The following is a 19,296-nucleotide window of genomic DNA, read 5'->3' as shown; positions in this document are numbered from 1 at the left end:
TGTCCAATCAGCGACGGCGCGTCCCGCCCGGCTGCGCCGAGGCCGGATCTTCCGGCCAGTCATGCTTGGGATAGCGCCCCTTCATATCCTTGCGCATGTCGCGATACCCGCCTTTCCAGAACCCCGGCAGATCACGGGTCAGGGCGACAGGCCTCTGCGCCGGTGAAAGCAGAGAAAAGGTCAGGGGTATCTGTCCATCGCAGATGGCGGGGTGGTGTGTCATCCCATAGACGTCCTGCACCCGCAGAGCGATAAGCGGTGCCTGATCGCTTTCATAGTCGATGAGAATGCTCCGTCCCGTCGGGCTTTTCCAGTTTCGCGGTGCCAGCTCATCAAGTCGGGAAGCGTGTTCCCAGCCAAGCCGGACCTGCAAAGCTTCCTCCAGCCCCGATTTTTCAATGGCCTGGAGGCCTTTCGCCTCGAGAATTGGCAACAGCCAGGCATCCAGATCGTCGACCAGCGCCTCGTCTGAAAAATCCGGCAGAGCGTCCGGCATCTGATCACGCACACACATGGCCCGCGCCTGAATGCGGCGCAGCGCCTCCGCGCCGGGCAGAATACCAAGCCCCTTGTCCCGAATGGCGCGCAGCACCGCGTCTGCTGTTACATGCACATCCGGTTTCTGAAGCGGCGTTTCAGACAGGACAATCTCGCCGAGACATTTCTGACGCCGTGCCACCACCTTGCCGGATTTCGGGTCATAATCCGCAAAGGCCCGCTCGGTGACCGAAAGTATTTTCAATGCCCCCGCCTCAGAAACGGGCTCTGCAAGGCGGATGATCGGATCACCACCGCTCTGACCAGCCGTTTCGGCAATGACGAGCCAGTCCTGCCCCTCGAGTGGAGACGCGTCCGGAAGTCGCGCACCGCCCCCGCCTGCGAGCTGAAAGCGTTTGCGATCGCCCGGTCGCACCCGCGCCAGCTGATCGGGCCAGGCTTTCGCCAGAACCTCACCAATCTGATGAGACGGCTCTGCCTTTGTGCCGGCCCATTGCCGGGCACGCTGTTTCAAAGCGGATGCGCGCGCACTTCTGTCCCGTTCAAAGCCAGCCAGCCGCCCGGACACATCAATCTGGCGCCCGCCAAGACCCACCTCCGACATCATCGCAGCCAGAAGCGCTGCAAGGGCGCGATCGGCATCGCTCTGCGCGCCAATGACAAGCCTTGCAAGACGCGGATGGATCGGCATGCGAACCGCGGTCTGGCCATCCTTCGTCAATTGCCCGCCTTCCGTGAGCAAGCCCATCTGATGTAAACTGCGCTCAGCCGCTTTGACCTGCCCTTTGGCAGGCGGATCGAGCCATTGCAGCGCAAACGGGTTCGCATCACCCCAATCAGCAAGTCTCAGCAACATGGACGACAAATCCGTTGCGAGAATTTCCGGTGGCGGCGCTTTTGGAAGGCCCCGGTTTTCTTCTTCATGCCAGAGCCGGTAGCACACACCCGGCTCGGTTCGGCCGGCACGTCCGCGTCGCTGGTCCACATTCGCGATCGACGCGCGCACAGTGCGCAGCCCCGCCCCCAGACTGCCCGGCGTGAAAACAGGAATACGAGCAAGACCTGCATCAATGACGACGCGCACGCCCTCAATTGTCAGTGAGCTTTCCGCAATATCTGTCGCGAGCACGACTTTGCGCGTGCCGTTCCTGGCGGGGCGAATGGCCTCGTCCTGCGCTTTCGGCGACAATGCGCCATAGAGCGGACAGATGTGAATGTCATCGCTGAGGCCAGATAATCTGTCAGCGGTTCGGTTGATTTCAGCCGCGCCCGGCAGAAAGGCGAGCACAGATCCGGTCTGACCGGCGAGCGCCTTGCGGATCGCCTGTGCCATCTGATCTTCCAGACGGTCCTGTGATTTGCCGAGATAGATGGTCTCAACAGGAAACGCCCAGCCTTCACTCTGGACCAGCGGCGCGCCGAGCATATCGGTCAGCCGCCCCGTTTCGAGGGTCGCTGACATGACCAGAATGCGCAGATCCTCATTCAGAGCGCCTTGGGTTTCCAGCGCCAGGGCGAGCCCCAGATCTGCATCCAGCGAACGTTCGTGAAATTCATCAAAGAGAACTGCCGCATAACCCGGCAGGTCTGGCTCGCGCGTGATGAGATTGGTGAACACACCCTCTGTCACGACTTCAATCTGGGTTTTCGGGCCAACGCGGGTATCGAGCCTTGAGCGAAGGCCAACGGTTTCACCGACTTTTTCGCTCAGCATGTCCGCCATGCGTTCAGCTGCGCGGCGGGCGGCAATCCGCCTTGGCTCCAGCATGATGATTTTCTGATCGGCCCGCCAGTCTGCGGCCAGAAGGTGCAAGGGCACGCGCGTGGTTTTACCCGCACCCGGCGGCGCAGACAGCACAGCGCGATTTCCAGCCGCGAGCACGTCGCTCAATTCATCGAGAACATCGTCAATAGGAAGCACGAGCGGCATCTGCATAAACGCCCGATACCAGACATTCTGGCGCAAAACCAATGCCTTTCACCCGCCAGTGCCAAAAGAATGGTCGCCTGCGTTCACACCCTATGGTTCAAACCAGTTTTGCAAGCGGCATCTGTTGCATTCGCAACAGGACGAACTAGGCTCGCCATCTTAGTCGGCATTGAGGGGTAGAGCATGAAAGCCTGGACGGAAATTACGCTGTGGAAGCGCGTTATGGGAGGTCTGGCGCTCGGCCTGATTGTGGGTCTGATCATGCGCTATGGTCTCGGCCTGGAAACAAGCGCCCCCATCGCAGACACCTGGCTGAAGCCCTTCGGTGATAGCTTTGTCCGACTGATCAAAATGCTGGTCGTACCGCTGATTTTCACAACGCTCGTGGCAGGCGTCACGGCGATGGGCGATCCGAAGAAGCTCGGCAGTCTCGGCGCACGCGCCATCGGGCTTTATCTGGCCACCACCTTTGTGGCGGTGACGCTCGGCCTCATCATGGGCACGATTTTTCAGCCTGGAAATGGCGTTGAAATTGCCGCAGATGCGGGCGCACAGACAGAAGTTGGATCGAAAATCTCCGCCGCTCAGTCGGCTGATGCGAGCATTGCTGACAAATTGCTGGCCATTATCCCGACCAACCCGGCTGAAGCGCTCGCCCAACAGGACGTGCTGGGCATCATCTTCTTCTCCATCATTTTCGGTGTTGGCTGCCTGATGGCGAAAGACAAGGCTGCGCCAATTCAGAGCGCGATTGAATCTGCCGCCGAAGTGATGATGAAAGTCACCATTCTGGTGATGGAACTGGCACCGTTCGGCGTCTTCTTCCTGATGAGCTGGGTCATGGCGACCAAAGGCATCGACATTCTGTTCAGCCTCGGCCTTCTTACCATCGCGCTTTATCTTGCCTGCGCCGTTCACATGTTCCTGGTCTATGGCCTCGGCATCGTCAAAGGCATTCTGGGTCTGCCGCTGGTCCGCTTCTTTGGCGGCATTCGCGATGCGCAGGCGGTTGCCTATTCCACCGCATCCAGTGCCGGCACATTGCCGGTCACCATTGAAAACGTTTCGGAAAACCTCGGCGTCCGCAAATCTGTCGCCGCATCAGTTCTGCCGGTCGGCGCGACCGTCAACATGGATGGAACAGCGATCTATCTGGGGCTTGTCGCGCTGTTTGCGGCACAGGCGCTTGGCATTGAGATGACCATGGCGATGTATCTCTCCGTGGCCCTCGGCGCGACGCTGACGTCCATTGGTGCGGCGGCCATCCCGAGTGCAGGTCTGCTGCTCGCGGCTGCGGTTCTCTCATCCATCGGCGTGACCGAGGAACAATCCCTTCTGATCATTGCCATGATCTTCCCGTTCGACCGTCTGCTCGACATGATGCGGACCATGACAAACGTCACAGGCGACGCCGCCGTTGCCTCGGCTGTTGCCAAATGGGAAGGTGAACTGGATGAAGAGGTGTTCCGTAAAGAGCCTACGATCTAACCCGTCACCATGGGCCTGATGTCATGGTGCTCCTGAAACACAGAGAACCATGACATGACCTTTCTTCGCGGCCTGCTTCTTGCCCTTGGCATTGCCTTTATCGCCTCTTGCGTCTGGGCCGCCGCGACCGGTCATTTCTCAGATGAATTCAAAGCCGTGCTCGATATGGCCTGGGGCAAGATCAGCCTGGCTGATCTTGTGCTCGGCTTCATCGTGATTTCGGTCATTATTCTGGCTTTCGAGCCGGTCTGGATCGGTTTGCCGATCGTGATCCTGCTCTTCATTTTCGGCAATTGGGTCAGCGCATTCTGGCTGGCACTTCGTTTGCCAAAAATCATCCGGAAAATGCGCGGCGTCGCCTGAGCGTCAGGTGTTGAAAACCTTGCGAAGTTCTTCCGCCACAAGCCTTGCATCATCTTCACGCGAAGACCCGGTCCGCCATGCCACACCGATCGACCGCCCAATGGCCGGAGGATTGAATGGGCGAATGGTGAGATCGAGCCCATTTCCGATGCCAGCATCGGCCGCGATCTTCGGAATAAGCGACACACCCAGTCCGCCAGCGACCATCTGAACCAGCGTATGAAGGCTGGTCGCGCTCACCTCGCCGCCATCGCGCACACTCGGCATCTGGCAGACCGACAGCGCGTGATCACGCAGACAATGGCCATCTTCCAGAAGCAGCACATCATGTGGTGCCAGATCTTCGGGTTGAAGCGCACCCTCCTTGCTGAGCGGATGTCCTGTCGGCGCAGCGAGCAGAAATTCATCCTCAAAAACTGAGACAGTTTCAATGCCATCCGTCTTGTACGGCAGGGCGATCAGCGCGGCGTCCAGACGACGCGCACGCAGATCATCCAGCAGGCGTGCGGTCTGATCCTCACGCAGGAACAGCGAGAGATTCGGATAAGCCTTTTTCAGATGCTTCATGATTTTCGGCAGCATGAAGGGCGCAATCGTCGGAATCGCCCCCAATCGGAACGTGCCGTGGAGCGGCTCGCTTGCGCCTTTTGCCGCCAGCACAAGGTCTTCGGCATCTGAGAGCAGTGCGCGGGCGCGGGTCACAACCTCCACGCCGATCGGCGTCAGGGTCGCACCGCGCGCTTCACGTTCCACAAGCTGCACGCCCAGAAGCCCCTCCAGTTCGCGGATGGCGGTGGAGAGTGTGGGCTGGGTCACGAACATGCTCTCGGCCGCACGCGAGAAGGATCGTTCGCGCGCCAGAGCATCAAGGAATTGCAATTGTCGAAGGGATGGCAGGTTCATAAGCAAAATTTATCGCAGATTAGAAAATTATCAATTTCAATCTTCATCCATGCTTGACTTTGACGCGTTTCGTGCGCGCTGACCGGTGAGAACGCGGATTCTTTCGAAACCAATCGCGTTGAATCCCATTCTTTTCGCAAAGGCAGGCGAGATTGACCTGTCTGAACACCGGAATCGGCCTGATGGTGGGCAAAAAGCCGTTCTGAGCAGACGAGCTCACGCGCTTTCGCACGTTCAGGATGAATAAATCTGATCTATTGATACTATAAAAAATATAGATTTGTTTTCTGGTGTTTTAGCCTCGATATAAAAGCTGTCCAATTCAAGAAAGGATATTCTCAATGGCGCTTATCAACACAGAGATCAAACCATTCTCCGCAACGGCTTTCAAAGAAGGCAAGTTCGTGGACATCAGCGAAGCTGACGTCAAAGGCAAATGGGCGATCTTCTTCTTCTATCCGGCTGACTTCACATTCGTCTGCCCAACAGAGCTCGAAGACCTGGCTGACCTCTATGGTGACTTCCAGAAGCTCGGCGTTGAGATCTTCTCTGTCTCTACGGACACACACTTCTCTCACAAAGCATGGCACGACACGTCACCAGCGATTGGCAAAATCAACTATTACATGGTTGGCGACCAGTCCGGTACGATCACGAACAATTTCGACGTCATGCGCCCAGGCGTAGGCCTTGCTGACCGCGCAACCTTCCTCGTCGATCCAGACGGTGTCATCCAGTTCATGGAAATCACGTCTGAAGGCGTTGGCCGTAACGCAACTGAGCTTCTGCGCAAAACGAAAGCTGCTCAGTACGTTCGCAACAACCCAGGCGAAGTTTGCCCGGCGAAATGGGAAGAAGGCGAAAAAACACTCGCTCCTTCTCTCGACCTAGTCGGCAAAATCTAAGCTGTCCAACCGTCATTGGCGCTGGTGTGAGCCTCACACCAGCTGCCATTGGCAAGACATCGGGCCGGAAGGCTGGCCTGATCTCTCGCCAATGGTTTCATGAAGCGCGTGCCTGCTTCTCAATAGTACAAGATATTCATAAGGAGATTCATCATGCTCGACGCTGGAATGAAGTCGCAGTTGAAGACCTATCTCGAAAATCTGCGTACGCCGATCGAACTCGTCGCTTACGTAGATGATCAGCCAAAGTCCAAAGAACTGATTGGCCTTCTGGAAGATATTGCAGACGTCTCGGACAAGGTATCCATGAGCCTGTCGCAGTCAAATGCTGACAAGCGCGTGCCGTCTTTTGATATTGTTCGCTCTGACGACGCCAGCAAAGCCGTGACCTTTGCCGGCCTGCCAATGGGACATGAGTTTACCTCACTGGTCCTCGCCCTTCTGCAGGTTGGTGGTCACCCGCCACGCGTCGAACAGGACGTGCTCGACCAGATTGCAGCCCTCGAATTTGATAAGGAAATGCAGTTCGAGACGTATTTCTCTCTGTCCTGTCAGAACTGCCCGGACGTGGTGCAGGCGCTGAACCTGATTGCCATTTTCAATCCGAAGGTCAGCCATGTCGCCATTGACGGCGCGCTGTTCAAGGAAGAGGTCGAGAACCGCAAGGTCATGGCTGTGCCAACCGTGCTGCTGAATGGTGAGGCCTTCTCTCAGGGCCGTATGGGTCTGGAAGAAATCCTCGCCAAGATCGACACCGGCGCTGCGGCCCGTGATGCTGAAAAGCTCGGCGCAAAATCTGCCTTTGACGTGCTTGTCGTGGGCGGTGGTCCTGCCGGTGCATCGGCTGCAATCTATGCCGCACGCAAGGGTATCAATACCGGCGTTGTTGCTGAACGCTTTGGCGGTCAGGTGCTCGACACGATGGGCATTGAGAACTTCATCTCGGTGCAGCACACCGAAGGTCCGAAACTCGCCGCTCAGCTTGAGCAGCATGTGAAAGACTATGATGTCGACATCATGAATGTGCAGAAAGCCAAGGAACTTGTTCCGGCATCTGCGCCAGGTGGCCTGATTGAAGTAAAACTCGAAAATGGCGCGTCCCTGAAAAGCCGGACGGTTGTGCTCGCAACAGGCGCGCGCTGGCGTCAGATGGGCGTGCCCGGCGAAGAAGAGTATCGCAACAAAGGCGTTGCCTATTGCCCGCACTGTGACGGTCCATTGTTCAAGGGCAAACCCGTTGCCGTCATCGGTGGTGGTAACTCAGGTGTCGAAGCTGCGATCGACCTTGCCGGTATCGTGTCTCATGTGACGCTGATTGAGTTCGCTCCGGAAATGCGCGCAGACGAAGTTCTGCAACGCAAGCTGCGCAGCCTGTCAAATGTGAAGATCATCACCAATGCACAGACAACCGAAGTGCTTGGCGATGGCTCCAAGGTGACCGGCCTGATCTACAAGGATCGCTCGAACGACACCGACCATGAAGTGAAGCTGGACGGCATTTTCGTTCAGATTGGCCTGGTGCCGAACACGGAATGGCTAAAAGGCACGCTCGACATGACCCGCTACGGCGAAATCGAAGTGAATGCCAAAGGCGAAACCAGCCTGCCAGGTGTCATGGCCGCCGGTGACTGTACCACCGTGCCATACAAGCAGATCGTGATCGCCATGGGCGAAGGATCGAAGGCTGCCCTGTCTGCCTTTGACTATATGATCCGCTCTTCTGCACCGGCTGACGTCGCAGCCGCCTAAATCAGTGTCGATCCGGAGCGCCCCAAGCGCCAATGCTCCGGATCTGCATCCTCGCTGGCAACATCGTCCCCTTCTCGATGCCAGACGAGATGGGTCGACCGGCTCTGTCCCCCCACCTAACAGAACCGCCGGTCGACCCGATTTCGTTCTAAACCGGGCGTTCCATTTTTGAACGATGCCGCTCCCGCGCGAAGTAAAATGTATTACTTAGGTGTTAAGCTGAGCAGATGAGCCCAGTCTTGATCGCGTTTTAAGCCCCAAAACGAAACCATAGAACTTTCGCTCAATCCATATTGATTGGGTGTCATAATAGTCATCTATAGAAATTCGACGATTTTACCGTCGGATGGGGGACATATTCAAAGAAAACTCTCGTTTCAGGGGAAACACTTTGGCGGGATACAGCTTATCCCCTAAATTTTTTTGCGAGGGGCATAAGACCTGCATGTCCAAGCCATGTCTGGGCCATTCTGGCACAGTTGGTCTATCGAAGTGTTGGAAGGGCCTGCAAAGGTCAAAGGGGTAGCAAAATGAAATATGCAAAGGGTCTGATGATCGCAGGCATGGTCGCCATGACCGCGATCCCTGCTTGGGCCGGTAATGACGGCGGCACAGGCGGCGTCGACTATCAGGCAATGTCAGGAGATGCACGCGTTCTCACAGAGCAGGAAATTCTCGATCTGCTCGCACGGACTGGCAAAGCCAGCGAAATCAATGCATCCGACGTTGATGTTCAGTATCTTGGTGCTGAGAGCGACATCGCAGTCGATTCCGAAATCTGCTGTGAAAACATCAATGAAGTCGTAACGGAAGAAACCCAGGTTGAAGAAACCACCACATATGTGGATGCGGTGACCGAGCGCGAAATCATTCAGCCAATCGAGCGCACACTCATTCAGCCGGTCGAACGCCGTCTGATCGAAGGCCGCACCGAAACGGTGACCGAGCCAACGCAATATGAAGAAGAAGTTCTTCCGCTCATCGTTGAAGAAGACGATGTCCCGCCGGTGGTCGAAAACATCATCGAGCAGGAAACGGTCGAAACACGTGAAGACGTAACCGAGACCTATATCGACGCCGTCACAGAGCGTGAAGTTATCCAGCCAATCGTTCGCACAACGGTTGTTCCGGTTCAGCGTCGTATCGATCGCCCGCAACTCGTCGAAGAAACAGCGCCAACGCGTTATGAGACGATCAATGCACCAAAGCAGGTCATTGCGGCTGACATTCCACCGGTCAATGAATACGTCACAGAGCGTGTGTCTGAAACCGTTCAGGAAGACATCACCGAAACTTACGTGGATGTTGTCACCCAGCGCGACGTGATCCAGCCGGTCGAGCGTACAGTTGTTCAACCGATTGAGCGCCGCATCCTGCGTGGCACAACAGAAACCATCACGGCGCCTACTCAGTACCGTGAAGAAGTTCTGCCAACGGTTGTTCGTGAAGCTGCTGCGCCGCGCGTCGTTGAGACCGTGACACCGCAATATGTCGACAAAACGGTTCTGGAAGTTTCCGACGTTTATGTTGATCGCGTCACACGTAACATCACGCAGCCGGTTCTGATCACAACGGTTCAGCCTGTTGAGCGTCAGCTTATCAACCCACGCAGCGAAACGATCACGGCGCCTGTGAAATACGAAACCGAGTATCTGCCAGCGCGTGTCGACGCTCAGCCGATCCCGGAAACGCAGGTCAACTACATTCCACGCGTGAATGTCGTGAACCGCGAAGACTATCGCGAATCCTATTTCGAGGCCGTCACACGCCGCGACATCATCCAGCCTGTTGTCCGCACACGCGTTCAGCCGGTCACTGTTGAGCGTATCAATGGTGTGAAGGAAACCATCACAGCTCCGGTTCAGTATGAAACGGTTCGCGCTGACATGGTTGTCGTAAATGTTGGTGGCGGTTGCGTCTGCGGACCAGCTTACACTTCAGGCGGCTACTAATTCCGACCTGACAACACAGACCCGGAAAGGGCGACCCGAAAGGGGCGCCTTTTTTGGTTTTATCCGAAGATTTGTCGGCTACCAGTCGACCGATTCATGAATGCCGGGAATGCCTTCGACCCGATCAAGCAAGTCCGACAGGCGACGAGCAACGGCAACCACTCTTCCTTTTTCATCGAGCAATCGATAAGTGAGTCGTGTACGTATCAGCGAAAACCGTCGCCAATTGTTTCGCCGACGAAAGATCCAGACCTCGTCGTTTCTTCCGCCTGGCTTTGCCCAGCCCGCCCAGGGGTGGTCAGTCGAGCATTGACGCCAGAGCGCGTCGATTTCATCGATATCAGAGGAGGAAAATTCGAACATGGTGGGCACATCTTCTCCTCAGTCATCCAATCCATCAAGCCAAATCGAAGCCGCGCTCTGGATGATCGGTTCCGGCGTGCTGTTTACGATGCATGTTGCGCTCGGAAAACTGCTCAGTGAGGATTATAACCCTGGCCTTCTGGCGTTTTTCCGGTCCGCCATCTCACTTCTCTGGGCAATGCCGTTCATCCTTCGCGGATCCCTGCGCCAGTTCAAGACAGACAAATTCGGCCTGATCGTGCTGCGTAGCGTGTTTGGCACGATTGGTTTCCTGCTCAGCTTCTATTCCATCTCAAAAGACATGGGCATTCCGCTCGCCCAGTTTAATGCGATCTCATTCTCGCGCTCACTCTTCATCGTCGTGCTGGCGGCGCTGCTTTTGAAAGAGACAGTGGGAATCCGCAGATGGGTCGCCACGGGCATTGGTTTTGTCGGCGTGATCGTCATGGTTCGACCGGAAACCGGTCTGGATCTTGGAAGCCTGATGGCACTTGGCTCTGCGGTCGGATTTGCCGGAGCCATTATTCTTGTCAAATCGCTATCGAAGGACCATTCTCCCCTGGTGCTTCTGACCTATGCCAACCTTCTGTCAGCGATCTTCACCCTGCCCTTTGCCTTCATCTACTGGAAAACGCCATCGACGCTGATGGATATCTCACTGATTGGCGGCATGGCGCTCGCGGGCGTGCTGGCGCAGGTGTGCTACATCACCGGCATGAGCAAGGGCGATGCATCCTTCCTGTCAACGGTCGACTATCTGCGCCTGCCAATGACAGCGACAGCGGACTGGCTGCTGTTTCAGGAATTTCCGGGCCCGCTGGTCTGGCTGGGCGCCGCGATCATCGTGATTTCAACGCTCTACATCACATTTCGTGAAGCAAGGATCGCCCGCAAGCGCAGCCCGCAAATGGATCACCACTAATCTGCAGAACAGACATAATCGGCCAGAATATGCAAATGCACATCATAAGGATCGTCGGTCATCGGCGTGAAGGTCGTCCCGCTGAGATTTGTTGTCAGAATGAGATCTGACTGCTGGCCAAGAATATCCAGCGCGGCAGGTGTCACAGGCAGATCAGGGCTATAATCCATCGCCAGATAGGCATAACGGCGCTGGTCACAGTCGAACACGGTTTCCATAAGCATGGATGATCCGCTTTGCCGCTTGATCAGCATTGCTGCGATCGGGCGACCAGCCCGCATATCACCACGCGTTCGCACCACCTCATAGACCGAACCCGTTGGCCCGGTGATCGAGAATGACGGCGCGGCTATCTCATCTGCATGGCTCAGTCCCGCGAATGCCAGCGCGGTGATCGCACTGGCGACATATTTCCTGTTCATAGATCTTCATGCGTCCCTTGTTCCCACGCAAGAATTACTACCTTTGTGCGCCCGGGTCGCAACCGGCAAAAGCAGTATCACTGGTTTTGTTTCGGTTTTGCCCCAAATCAGGGTAAACATTGGGTAAATCCACGTAAGCGGGAGGATGGCATGACGAAACAGGTTCTTGTAACCGGCGCGACGGGCTTCATCGCCATGCAGACGATTCTGGATCTCCTTGAAGGCGATTACCGCGTTCGCGGGACGGTTCGATCTCTCAACAAGGCAGACACTTTGCGCGAGGCCTTGCGTCCACACACGCCCATGGCCGACATGCTGGAGCTCGTTGAGGCAGATCTCTCCTCAGACAAGGGATGGGATCAGGCTGTCGAAGGGTGCGACGCTGTTCTGCACCTTGCATCACCCTTCCCGGCCGCGCAGCCCAAAAACCCGGACGAGTTGATCAAACCGGCACGCGATGGCGCGCTGCGGGTGCTTCGCGCCGCAAAGGCTGCCGGCGTCAAACGGGTGGTAATGACATCCTCCATGGCTGCCATTGCGTATGGCTGGGGCGATAGCCGCCCCGACTTGCTGACCGAGGCGCACTGGTCCAATCCTGACAATCTGAAAGACAATACGGCCTATACCCGGTCCAAGACGATTGCCGAACGCGCGGCCTGGGATTTCGTGAACAGTCCCGAAGGCGAAGGCCTGGAACTGGCGACGATCAACCCGGCCGCTGTGCTTGGCCCGGCGCTATGCGCAGAGGTTTCGACCTCTCTCGAGATCGTCAGCCGCCTGATTGCAGTCAAAATGCCGGCCCTGCCAAATGTGTCATTCGGCATTATCGACGTCCGCGATGTCAGCCAGGCTCATATTCAGGCAATGGAAACACCGGAAGCGGCTGGTCAGCGCTTCATTCTGACAGACCGGACACTCTGGTTTACCGACATAGCCGATACACTTCGTACAGCCTTCCCGGACCGGGCTGAAAAAATACCGACGCGCAAGATTCCGAATTGGGTGCTGAAGCTCATGGCCGTGTTCGACCCGGCCCTGAAACAGATCGTCCCGGAACTCGGGCGCTTTCGGAATGCCTCGAATACACAGTTAAAGACTGTGCTGGGGATCACACCAAGACCAGCTGAAGAGGCGATCATTGCGAGCGCCACATCTCTTCTGGAACACAAAGTGGTATCGTAAAAAGCGATCAGCTTTTTAATCTGAATGTTTTGAAGTATTCTTCCCAGAAAACACGATAAGACTGGGGAGTATTCAATGCAGACAGCCACGACGACACCGCCGTCTGGACTACCGGACGTTCGCGAGGTGAGCTTTTCCGCCCCGTTCAGATGGCTGGCACTTGGCTGGTCTGATCTCCTTCAGGTGAAAGTTCAGGCACTGACCTATGGTGTTGTCCTTGCCGCCATCAGCGCAGGTCTGGGTCTCGCGCTTTTATTCTCCGGCGCTGCAAGCTGGATCATGGTGCTCGCAGGCGGCTTTCTGTTTGTCGCACCGATGCTAGCCATGGGGCTCTATGAAGCCGGTCGCCAGCTGGAAAGCGGAAAACGCGCCAAACTCTCCGAAATGCTGTTTGTCAAAACGACGTCCACGCTGGACCTAGCATATCTCGGGCTGGCCTTGCTGCTGATCTATTTCTTCTGGACCCGCATGGCGCAGGTCGTTTACGGGCTCTCCACCTATCAGGTTCATCGCACGGTCTGGGAGTTCCTGAACTTCATGTTCACCGATCCGGATGGTCATTCCATGGCCATGACGGGCACAGTGATCGGCGGCATTATTGCGTTTCTGGCCTACTGCCTTGTTGTCGTGTCTGCCCCGATGCTTCTGGAACGCCATGCGCACATCTTTTCGGCTACGATCACAAGCTTTCGGGTGGTTGCAAAGAACACCGGCGCGATGATGCTCTGGGCCGTTCTGATCACAGCTCTGACCATAGCCGGCATTGTCACCGGTTTTCTGGGCCTGATCGTCATTTTCCCATGGATTGGTCTGGCCAGCTGGCGTGCCTATCGGGACCTGGTGATCAGCCCATCGGCCAGCGATACATTCTAGCTGTCCTCGTCGATCGGCGGTTCCGGAATTTTCAGAAGTCGGCGTGCCTGGCGACGGTGTTTGGGCTTGATATAGGTTCCGACCATGCCGAGCGCCGTTGCCAGCACGGTTGCGTCATCAGTAAAGCCCAGCGTCACGATCACATCCGGCAGCAAATCGGCCGGCATGACAAAATATGCCAGCGCCGCAAGCAGGATGCCCTTGGCGCGGCGCGGTGTTGCCGGGTCCATCGCGCAATACCAGGACGCCGCCAGATCATCGGCAAAGGGGATCTTGCCCGCAAACTTCAGAAGTTTCGGGATGAAGCGGGATTTTGTGCGTCTTTCATTGCGTTCAATCACCATTGGGAGGCTCGAATCCTTCGAACCTTCAGCCATCTTCATAAGTGACGTTGCGTCAGACATTGGCACTCTCGTCAATTCGTTTATGTGTCTTTGTCATGGAGCTAGAAGGGAGTTACGCCCATGAAACTTGATTCAAATATTACGGCCGTCATTACTGGCGGCGCATCCGGCCTCGGCGAAGCAACAGCGCGCGCACTCGCAGCAAAAGGTGTCAAAGTCGGCATCTTCGATCTGAACGAAGAACGCGGCGAAGCTGTTGCTAAAGAGCTGGGTGGCGCATTCGCAAAAGTCAATGTGACGTCTGAAGAAGACGTTGACGCAGGTTTCGCAAAAATCCGCGAAGCGCTCGGCCAGGAACGCATTCTGGTAAACTGCGCCGGTACGGGTAACGCGATCAAGACAGCGTCTCGCGACAAGAACTCTGGCGAGATCAAGCATTTCCCACTCGACGCTTTCAACATGATCATCCAGATCAACCTGGTTGGCACATTCCGCTGCATCGCGAAGTCTGCTGCTGGCATGATGAGCCTCGATCCGATCGACGGCGAGCGCGGCGCAATCGTCAACACTGCGTCTGTTGCTGCGGAAGATGGTCAGATCGGCCAGGCGGCTTACTCAGCCTCTAAAGGCGGCGTTGTCGGCATGACCCTGCCAATCGCGCGTGACCTCTCCAAAGAGTTCATCCGCGTCAACACCATCCTGCCAGGCATTTTCAACACGCCGCTTCTGGCTGCTGCACCTGAGAATGTAAAAGCAGCGCTCGGCGCTCAGGTTCCGAACCCGGCTCGCCTCGGCAATCCACCTGAATATGCATCTCTCGCTCTGCAAATGATCGAGAACGGCTATTTCAACGGTGAAGACGTTCGTCTGGACGGCGCGATCCGCATGGCGCCGCGCTAAGTTCCGGCAATTGCCCGATCAAAAAGAAACCCGGCTGTGTCTGCAGCCGGGTTTTTTGTTATTTGGAAATTCGCAGATCTGCGACCAGGCCTTTTCCACCCGTGGCACCATCGGCGCCCACAAGATTCCAACGCGTGTGGTTCAGCGTCATCGTATTCACCACCATGGTCAGTTTGCGGGAATACATGGTGGAACCGGAGTTGTAGGTCACATTCCGCGAAGGCAGATACATGATCCCTTCGACGTCAAAGTCTTTGGAATCATTGAGGATAAAATCTGACTTGTTCAGACCTTCGGTCTCCGCGAAGAGGAATTTTGCGAATGGTCCGGATGTCGGCGCGCGGAGACTGGCCGAAATCGCAGAGTTGAACTGGATCTTTGACGTGTCCTTGAAGAAGAAGGTCACACCTTCACCTTCCCAATGGCCGCCATTTACGTTCCAGCCGCCATTCCGCAGAACATAAACGCCCGGCTCAAAGGTCACATTCGTTCCGCTGTTGAAATTGGTCCAGCCGCAATAGGTGCCTGGCGTCAGCGTGATATCGCCGCCATTGAAGTTCAGGTTCGAAAAATCGCAGGACGTTGTATTCGGCGCAGTGAGTTTGCCGACATAGGGATCGTCTGCGGCATCGCACTTCAGCTCGACATTCTCAAGCTTGCCATAGTTATCCAGCGTGCTCTCGCCTCGGATACAGATGCGCTTGAAATTCAGATTGATGCCCGCATTGAAGTTCGCCGCCCAGTTCGCTTCAGAGCGCACATGCACTTCACAATCCGGTGCCTCAATGTCTGCGCCCGAGTTCACACGCAGCGCATAATTGGCATAGCGATCAAGGACATAGATGCAGGGCTGAGCGCTCTCTTCATACACAGCCATAGCTTCAGAGTCGGCCGCAACGGACAGGTTGGCCTCGCCGCTGAGCGCGCTCACCGTTCTTGGTACATCAAGGCTCGCTTCACCTTTATAGATAACGCCGTCATCTGTTTGCTGAAGGGTAAAGGTCGCATCGCTCTGCTTTTTGCCAAAGGATTGCGTATTCAGCGCAAAGTATTTCTGAGCTTCAGCTTCATAGCCGTCTTCGCCCTTACGGGCGGCAGCCAGAACAGCGGAATCGAGCGCGATCTGAAGCTGTTCCTTGAAATTATTGGCGCGGTGATAGTCGACAGCAAAGCCGCTCACGATCAGGATTGGCAGGATCGCAATCGCAAAATAGGGCGCAATGGCACCCTCGGCAGATTTGAGAAATTTTGACGTCGTAGAAAGCATTCGAAACCCGGATGACTGGTGATCGCCCAGGGGCGTCCAAGCTTCGCTTTTAGCCGAACAATACTTCCCGCTATCTTTATGAATCTTCGAAATTTTAACGAATTCCCTGAAATATCCAGACAAATTCAGCAAACTGAAGGTGCAAAAAAACGCGCCTCTACTTGCGAGGCGCGTTTCCGTGTTCAGTATTCAATCCGCGATTAGTACGGCGCAGGCGCACGCATAACCTTACCTGACAAGTTCATCAGAACATCTTCGGCATCATATACACGCGGATTGCCGGCAGGCTTCGGCCCCTGCCCCATAATGATTTCAGCAATACCTTCATAGCGCGTCACTTCACGCAGCGTAATATCGTTGAAATAAGGGTCAAAGGTCGAACGCCAACCCCAACGCGGAGAGTAATACCGGAAGGCAAAGGCGGGTGAATAAGGGCTTGGCCCGACCGACCGCAATTCCTTGTCTTCATCGACTTTGCGATCAATCATCTCGAAATAATCATAGCCATTCTGCACCGTCAGCTCAGCTGCGCGATACAACAGATAGGTCTCAACGGTTTTCAGATCTGTCAGGCTGTTGCCCGAAAAGCTGACCGTCCAGCGATCCTGTTCGATCTGGGTTTCAGAAAAACCATATCGGGAATCGACAGCCGGACCGTAAGGCGTCGACGTGGAACACGCAGCGAGACCGGCAAGCGCGACAGCCGAAAAAAGCGCGGTTTTTACTCTGGACATGAAAACCTCCATTACACCTGAGGATGTGCGGCTTAATCCCCTATAGTGCAACCCTTCCAGCCTGAACGCGGCATGAATAAGACAGTTCCTGTGCTTTGATGTCACAGAGTTTTGATCTCTGACGCGACCTATTTTCCCTTTGGTTTCAGAAGTTGCTCCGGGCGCATGCGCTGGGCTTCTGAAAACAGCGAATAGGTCTGGTTCACATAGTTCGACACGTCGAGAATGCCGGAGATATAGCTATCGAGCTCTTCGGTTCGCTCCTGCTCGACCAGACGCACCCGCCCGGCGGGATTTTCCGTCTCAAAGGACACATAGAACCAGGGCTCGCCCCGTTTCAGCACCAATGGCTTGGTGATGTCATACCACTCAAAACCCCAGCTGAGCGGGCGCGGCCAGACATGCACCGGAAACCGGCCGCCCATTTGCAGGCCGGGACGCGGGTTTGGAAAATAATGCAGATAAGGCGGCGTCTGAACGACAAAGCATGGCTCATCAGCAACAAACACATAAGGCGCAATCATCTGCAGAATGGGCCGGTCCGGGTGACGCCACTCATTCTGTGGGTGCAGCACCATCATCTCGCGCAGACCCGTCTGACGCATTGCCGACTGATCACCGTCCGCATCAATGAGCTGCAATTGTCCATTCGGCTGGCGCTGAAACGCGAGCGTTACGTCCACCGGACAGGGAATGACAAAGTGGCGCCGATCGAAATCAACCGCCGCCGGACAGACCTGTACGGATTTGGAAGACCGGGGCTTTGGGTCCTGGCGGGAAAATGCCTGCGGTGCGCCCCATATGGCTTCCGCCTTTTGCGTCCGCACAGTCCATCCGACTGTAACTGTTCGCTTTTTTCCGCGTGTCGCACCTTCGTCTGCGGCGCGTTCCTCCGCAAAATAATCGTCCCAACTCATACACCACTCCCGTTTCCAGAGCTGATGAAGAGCCGGTCAGACCAAAAAGAAAAGGCCGCATGGCAAGATGCGGCCTTCTACACGTCAAATTGTATGATGCTTAGGCAGACTTGAGGCCTGTAATGCCTTTGATCTCAAGGAATTCCTCGAAACCATACTCGCCCCATTCGCGGCCAATACCAGACATTTTGTAGCCACCGAATGGCGCAGAGAAGTCTGGGCCGGAACCGTTAACCAAGATCTGACCTGCACGGATCTTGCTGCCGACTTCGTACGCTTTTTCGTCCGTCGCCGCCTGAACATAACCCGCCAGACCGTATTCCGTGTCATTCGCCATCTCGATGGCTTCTTCCTCGGTTTCGTATGGGATCATGACCAGAACCGGGCCGAAGATTTCTTCGCGCGCGATAGTCATGTCATTGGTCACATCAGAGAAAACCGTCGGACGTGTGAAATAGCCCTTGTTGAAGCCTTCCGGACGACCCAGGCCACCAGCGAGCAGCGTTGCGCCCTCATCAATGCCTTTCTGGATCAGGTCCTGAACTTTCTGATACTGGTTGCCATTGGAGATCGGGCCGATTGCGCCCTTCTCATCCATGCCAACTTTCACAGATTCAGCTGTTGCCTTCGCAATCTGCTCAGCTTCGCCTTTGACGGATTTCGGAATGAACATACGCGATGGTGCGTTACAGGATTGTCCTGTGTTCATCATCATGTTCATGACGCCGCCGCCAATCGCTTTGGTCAGGTCTGCCCCTTCCAGAACGATGTTTGGAGACTTACCGCCGAGTTCCAGTGCAACGCGTTTCACGGTTGGTGCAGACGCTTGCTGAACCAGAACACCAGCGCGTGTCGAGCCGGTGAAGGACATCATGTCGACGTCTTTGTGCTCAGACAGAGCCTGACCAACACCTGGACCGTCGCCATTGACGAGGTTGAACACACCTGCCGGGACACCGGCTTCGTGCATGACTTCGGCAATAATCATCGCATCGATTGGCGCGATTTCGGATGGTTTCAGAACCATGGTGCAGCCTGCCGCCAGTGCTGGCGCAATTTTACAGGCGATCTGGTTGGCCGGCCAGTTCCACGGCGTGATGAAACCACACACACCAATTGGTTCTTTGCGGATCAGCGTTTTGCCACGCTGCTCTTCGAATTTGTATTCGCGCAGAACCTGAGCGGTTGTTGTGAAGTGTGCGAGCGGCGCTGTCGCCTGAGCCGCATCAGCGAGCCATTTTGGCGCGCCCATTTCCGACGTGATCGCTTCAGATACATCGCCCATGCGCTTCTGATAAGCAGCGACAAATTTGTCGAGCAGATCAGCGCGATATTCAACAGATGTCTGAGAGAAGGTTTTGAACGCTTCTTTCGCGGCAGCAACAGCCTTGTCGACGTCTGCTTTCGAACCGAGAGAAATACGCGCAAAGTTCTCTTCCGTCGCTGGGTTTTCGACTTCCAGCGTACGTGGCTCAACCGGGTCGACCCACTCACCATTGATATAGAATTTCAGATAATCTTTCATCGTTACGTACCTCCCGTAAGAACCTCGTGGCGGCAATATAGGAAAGCTTTTTGGCTTTG

General features: G+C 55.7%; 18 protein-coding genes. 9 read left to right on the top strand and 9 right to left on the bottom strand.

Features of this window, described 5'->3' with window-relative positions:
* Positions 1-7 precede the first annotated feature (7 nt).
* Entirely contained in the window at positions 8-2,470 is a 2,463-nt protein-coding gene (gene hrpB, locus ACFQDM_RS08375) for an ATP-dependent helicase HrpB (RefSeq protein WP_377377979.1), read from the bottom strand.
* A gap of 141 nt (positions 2,471-2,611) precedes the next feature.
* Here hrpB and ACFQDM_RS08370 point away from each other — a divergent pair, with 141 nt between their 5' ends.
* Both ACFQDM_RS08370 and ACFQDM_RS08365 read left to right on the top strand, forming a co-directional pair.
* On the top strand, positions 2,612-3,916 hold the full coding sequence (locus tag ACFQDM_RS08370; protein ID WP_377377976.1) for a dicarboxylate/amino acid:cation symporter: 1,305 nt from the start codon (positions 2,612-2,614) through the stop codon (positions 3,914-3,916).
* Positions 3,917-3,970: 54 nt separating this feature from the next.
* Positions 3,971-4,279: a hypothetical protein gene (locus tag ACFQDM_RS08365; RefSeq protein ID WP_377377973.1), complete on the top strand. Its 309-nt coding sequence runs from the start codon at positions 3,971-3,973 to the stop codon at positions 4,277-4,279.
* Positions 4,280-4,282: 3 nt separating this feature from the next.
* Here the strand turns inward: ACFQDM_RS08365 and ACFQDM_RS08360 are convergent, their stop codons facing one another.
* The gene (locus tag ACFQDM_RS08360) at positions 4,283-5,182 is read right to left on the bottom strand and encodes a hydrogen peroxide-inducible genes activator (protein ID WP_377377970.1); all 900 of its coding nucleotides are present in this window, start codon (positions 5,180-5,182) and stop codon (positions 4,283-4,285) included.
* 341 nt (positions 5,183-5,523) lie between these two features.
* Here ACFQDM_RS08360 and ahpC point away from each other — a divergent pair, with 341 nt between their 5' ends.
* The 3 genes from ahpC (at position 5,524) to ACFQDM_RS08345 (ending at position 9,788) form a co-directional block, all read left to right on the top strand.
* Positions 5,524-6,087: an alkyl hydroperoxide reductase subunit C gene (gene ahpC / locus ACFQDM_RS08355; protein ID WP_377377967.1), complete on the top strand. Its 564-nt coding sequence runs from the start codon at positions 5,524-5,526 to the stop codon at positions 6,085-6,087.
* 153 nt (positions 6,088-6,240) lie between these two features.
* Entirely contained in the window at positions 6,241-7,836 is a 1,596-nt protein-coding gene (gene ahpF / locus ACFQDM_RS08350) for an alkyl hydroperoxide reductase subunit F (protein ID WP_377377964.1), read from the top strand.
* Positions 7,837-8,366: 530 nt separating this feature from the next.
* On the top strand, positions 8,367-9,788 hold the full coding sequence (locus ACFQDM_RS08345; protein ID WP_377377962.1) for a hypothetical protein: 1,422 nt from the start codon (positions 8,367-8,369) through the stop codon (positions 9,786-9,788).
* Between the two features lie 78 nt (positions 9,789-9,866).
* On the opposite strand, the gene ACFQDM_RS08340 is transcribed toward ACFQDM_RS08345, so the two are convergent.
* Positions 9,867-10,151, bottom strand: a complete 285-nt coding sequence (locus tag ACFQDM_RS08340; protein WP_377377959.1) for a hypothetical protein — start codon at positions 10,149-10,151, stop codon at positions 9,867-9,869.
* Between ACFQDM_RS08340 and ACFQDM_RS08335 the strand changes: the two genes are divergently transcribed.
* Complete coding sequence (locus ACFQDM_RS08335) at positions 10,150-11,073, top strand: DMT family transporter (RefSeq protein ID WP_377377956.1); 924 nt, start codon at positions 10,150-10,152, stop codon at positions 11,071-11,073. The two genes, ACFQDM_RS08340 and ACFQDM_RS08335, sit on opposite strands and share 2 nt — an antisense overlap.
* On the opposite strand, the gene ACFQDM_RS08330 is transcribed toward ACFQDM_RS08335, so the two are convergent.
* Positions 11,070-11,495: a hypothetical protein gene (locus ACFQDM_RS08330; RefSeq protein ID WP_377377952.1), complete on the bottom strand. Its 426-nt coding sequence runs from the start codon at positions 11,493-11,495 to the stop codon at positions 11,070-11,072. The genes ACFQDM_RS08335 and ACFQDM_RS08330 overlap by 4 nt on opposite strands.
* Before the next feature lie 150 nt (positions 11,496-11,645).
* Here ACFQDM_RS08330 and ACFQDM_RS08325 point away from each other — a divergent pair, with 150 nt between their 5' ends.
* Both ACFQDM_RS08325 and ACFQDM_RS08320 read left to right on the top strand, forming a co-directional pair.
* Positions 11,646-12,677 (top strand): SDR family oxidoreductase, encoded by a 1,032-nt coding sequence (locus ACFQDM_RS08325; protein WP_377377949.1) that lies wholly within the window; start codon positions 11,646-11,648, stop codon positions 12,675-12,677.
* A gap of 75 nt (positions 12,678-12,752) precedes the next feature.
* On the top strand, positions 12,753-13,550 hold the full coding sequence (locus ACFQDM_RS08320) for a DUF2189 domain-containing protein (RefSeq protein WP_377377946.1): 798 nt from the start codon (positions 12,753-12,755) through the stop codon (positions 13,548-13,550).
* Here ACFQDM_RS08320 and ACFQDM_RS08315 read toward each other — a convergent pair.
* Entirely contained in the window at positions 13,547-13,954 is a 408-nt protein-coding gene (locus ACFQDM_RS08315) for a YkvA family protein (protein WP_377377943.1), read from the bottom strand. The genes ACFQDM_RS08320 and ACFQDM_RS08315 overlap by 4 nt on opposite strands.
* 60 nt (positions 13,955-14,014) lie before the next feature.
* Here ACFQDM_RS08315 and ACFQDM_RS08310 point away from each other — a divergent pair, with 60 nt between their 5' ends.
* The gene (locus tag ACFQDM_RS08310; RefSeq protein ID WP_377377940.1) at positions 14,015-14,794 is read left to right on the top strand and encodes an SDR family NAD(P)-dependent oxidoreductase; all 780 of its coding nucleotides are present in this window, start codon (positions 14,015-14,017) and stop codon (positions 14,792-14,794) included.
* A gap of 58 nt (positions 14,795-14,852) precedes the next feature.
* On the opposite strand, the gene ACFQDM_RS08305 is transcribed toward ACFQDM_RS08310, so the two are convergent.
* The 4 genes from ACFQDM_RS08305 to ACFQDM_RS08290 all read right to left on the bottom strand — a co-directional run bounded on the left by ACFQDM_RS08305 (position 14,853) and on the right by ACFQDM_RS08290 (position 19,237).
* The gene (locus ACFQDM_RS08305; RefSeq protein ID WP_377377937.1) at positions 14,853-16,061 is read right to left on the bottom strand and encodes a TadE/TadG family type IV pilus assembly protein; all 1,209 of its coding nucleotides are present in this window, start codon (positions 16,059-16,061) and stop codon (positions 14,853-14,855) included.
* A 200-nt stretch (positions 16,062-16,261) separates the two neighbouring features.
* Positions 16,262-16,795: a CC0125/CC1285 family lipoprotein gene (locus ACFQDM_RS08300; RefSeq protein ID WP_377377934.1), complete on the bottom strand. Its 534-nt coding sequence runs from the start codon at positions 16,793-16,795 to the stop codon at positions 16,262-16,264.
* Between the two features lie 128 nt (positions 16,796-16,923).
* Positions 16,924-17,712: a hypothetical protein gene (locus tag ACFQDM_RS08295; RefSeq protein WP_377377931.1), complete on the bottom strand. Its 789-nt coding sequence runs from the start codon at positions 17,710-17,712 to the stop codon at positions 16,924-16,926.
* 100 nt (positions 17,713-17,812) lie between these two features.
* Complete coding sequence (locus ACFQDM_RS08290) at positions 17,813-19,237, bottom strand: aldehyde dehydrogenase family protein (RefSeq protein ID WP_377377928.1); 1,425 nt, start codon at positions 19,235-19,237, stop codon at positions 17,813-17,815.
* Positions 19,238-19,296 lie beyond the last annotated feature (59 nt).

It is taken from the genome of Ponticaulis profundi (assembly GCF_042659465.1).
GTDB classification, from domain to species: domain Bacteria; phylum Pseudomonadota; class Alphaproteobacteria; order Caulobacterales; family Hyphomonadaceae; genus Ponticaulis; species Ponticaulis profundi.
The sequence above is the reverse complement of the archived record's forward strand: the minus strand, read 5'-3'. Positions and strand labels throughout refer to the sequence as shown.

Excerpts from the sequence above, each read along its gene's own strand:
- ACFQDM_RS08365 (WP_377377973.1), top strand. The coding sequence starts at position 3,971 with ATGACCTTTCTTCGCGGCCTGCTTCTTGCCCTTGGCATTGCCTTTATC.
- ahpC (WP_377377967.1), top strand. The coding sequence starts at position 5,524 with ATGGCGCTTATCAACACAGAGATCAAACCATTCTCCGCAACGGCTTTC.
- ACFQDM_RS08330 (WP_377377952.1), bottom strand. The coding sequence starts at position 11,495 with ATGAACAGGAAATATGTCGCCAGTGCGATCACCGCGCTGGCATTCGCG.
- ACFQDM_RS08340 (WP_377377959.1), bottom strand. The coding sequence starts at position 10,151 with ATGTTCGAATTTTCCTCCTCTGATATCGATGAAATCGACGCGCTCTGG.
- ACFQDM_RS08310 (WP_377377940.1), top strand. The coding sequence starts at position 14,015 with ATGAAACTTGATTCAAATATTACGGCCGTCATTACTGGCGGCGCATCC.
- ACFQDM_RS08290 (WP_377377928.1), bottom strand. The coding sequence starts at position 19,237 with ATGAAAGATTATCTGAAATTCTATATCAATGGTGAGTGGGTCGACCCG.
- ACFQDM_RS08320 (WP_377377946.1), top strand. The coding sequence starts at position 12,753 with ATGCAGACAGCCACGACGACACCGCCGTCTGGACTACCGGACGTTCGC.
- ACFQDM_RS08360 (WP_377377970.1), bottom strand. The coding sequence starts at position 5,182 with ATGAACCTGCCATCCCTTCGACAATTGCAATTCCTTGATGCTCTGGCG.
- ACFQDM_RS08295 (WP_377377931.1), bottom strand. The coding sequence starts at position 17,712 with ATGAGTTGGGACGATTATTTTGCGGAGGAACGCGCCGCAGACGAAGGT.
- ahpF (WP_377377964.1), top strand. The coding sequence starts at position 6,241 with ATGCTCGACGCTGGAATGAAGTCGCAGTTGAAGACCTATCTCGAAAAT.
- ACFQDM_RS08315 (WP_377377943.1), bottom strand. The coding sequence starts at position 13,954 with ATGTCTGACGCAACGTCACTTATGAAGATGGCTGAAGGTTCGAAGGAT.
- ACFQDM_RS08370 (WP_377377976.1), top strand. The coding sequence starts at position 2,612 with ATGAAAGCCTGGACGGAAATTACGCTGTGGAAGCGCGTTATGGGAGGT.
- ACFQDM_RS08325 (WP_377377949.1), top strand. The coding sequence starts at position 11,646 with ATGACGAAACAGGTTCTTGTAACCGGCGCGACGGGCTTCATCGCCATG.
- ACFQDM_RS08345 (WP_377377962.1), top strand. The coding sequence starts at position 8,367 with ATGAAATATGCAAAGGGTCTGATGATCGCAGGCATGGTCGCCATGACC.
- ACFQDM_RS08300 (WP_377377934.1), bottom strand. The coding sequence starts at position 16,795 with ATGTCCAGAGTAAAAACCGCGCTTTTTTCGGCTGTCGCGCTTGCCGGT.
- ACFQDM_RS08335 (WP_377377956.1), top strand. The coding sequence starts at position 10,150 with ATGGTGGGCACATCTTCTCCTCAGTCATCCAATCCATCAAGCCAAATC.
- ACFQDM_RS08305 (WP_377377937.1), bottom strand. The coding sequence starts at position 16,061 with ATGCTTTCTACGACGTCAAAATTTCTCAAATCTGCCGAGGGTGCCATT.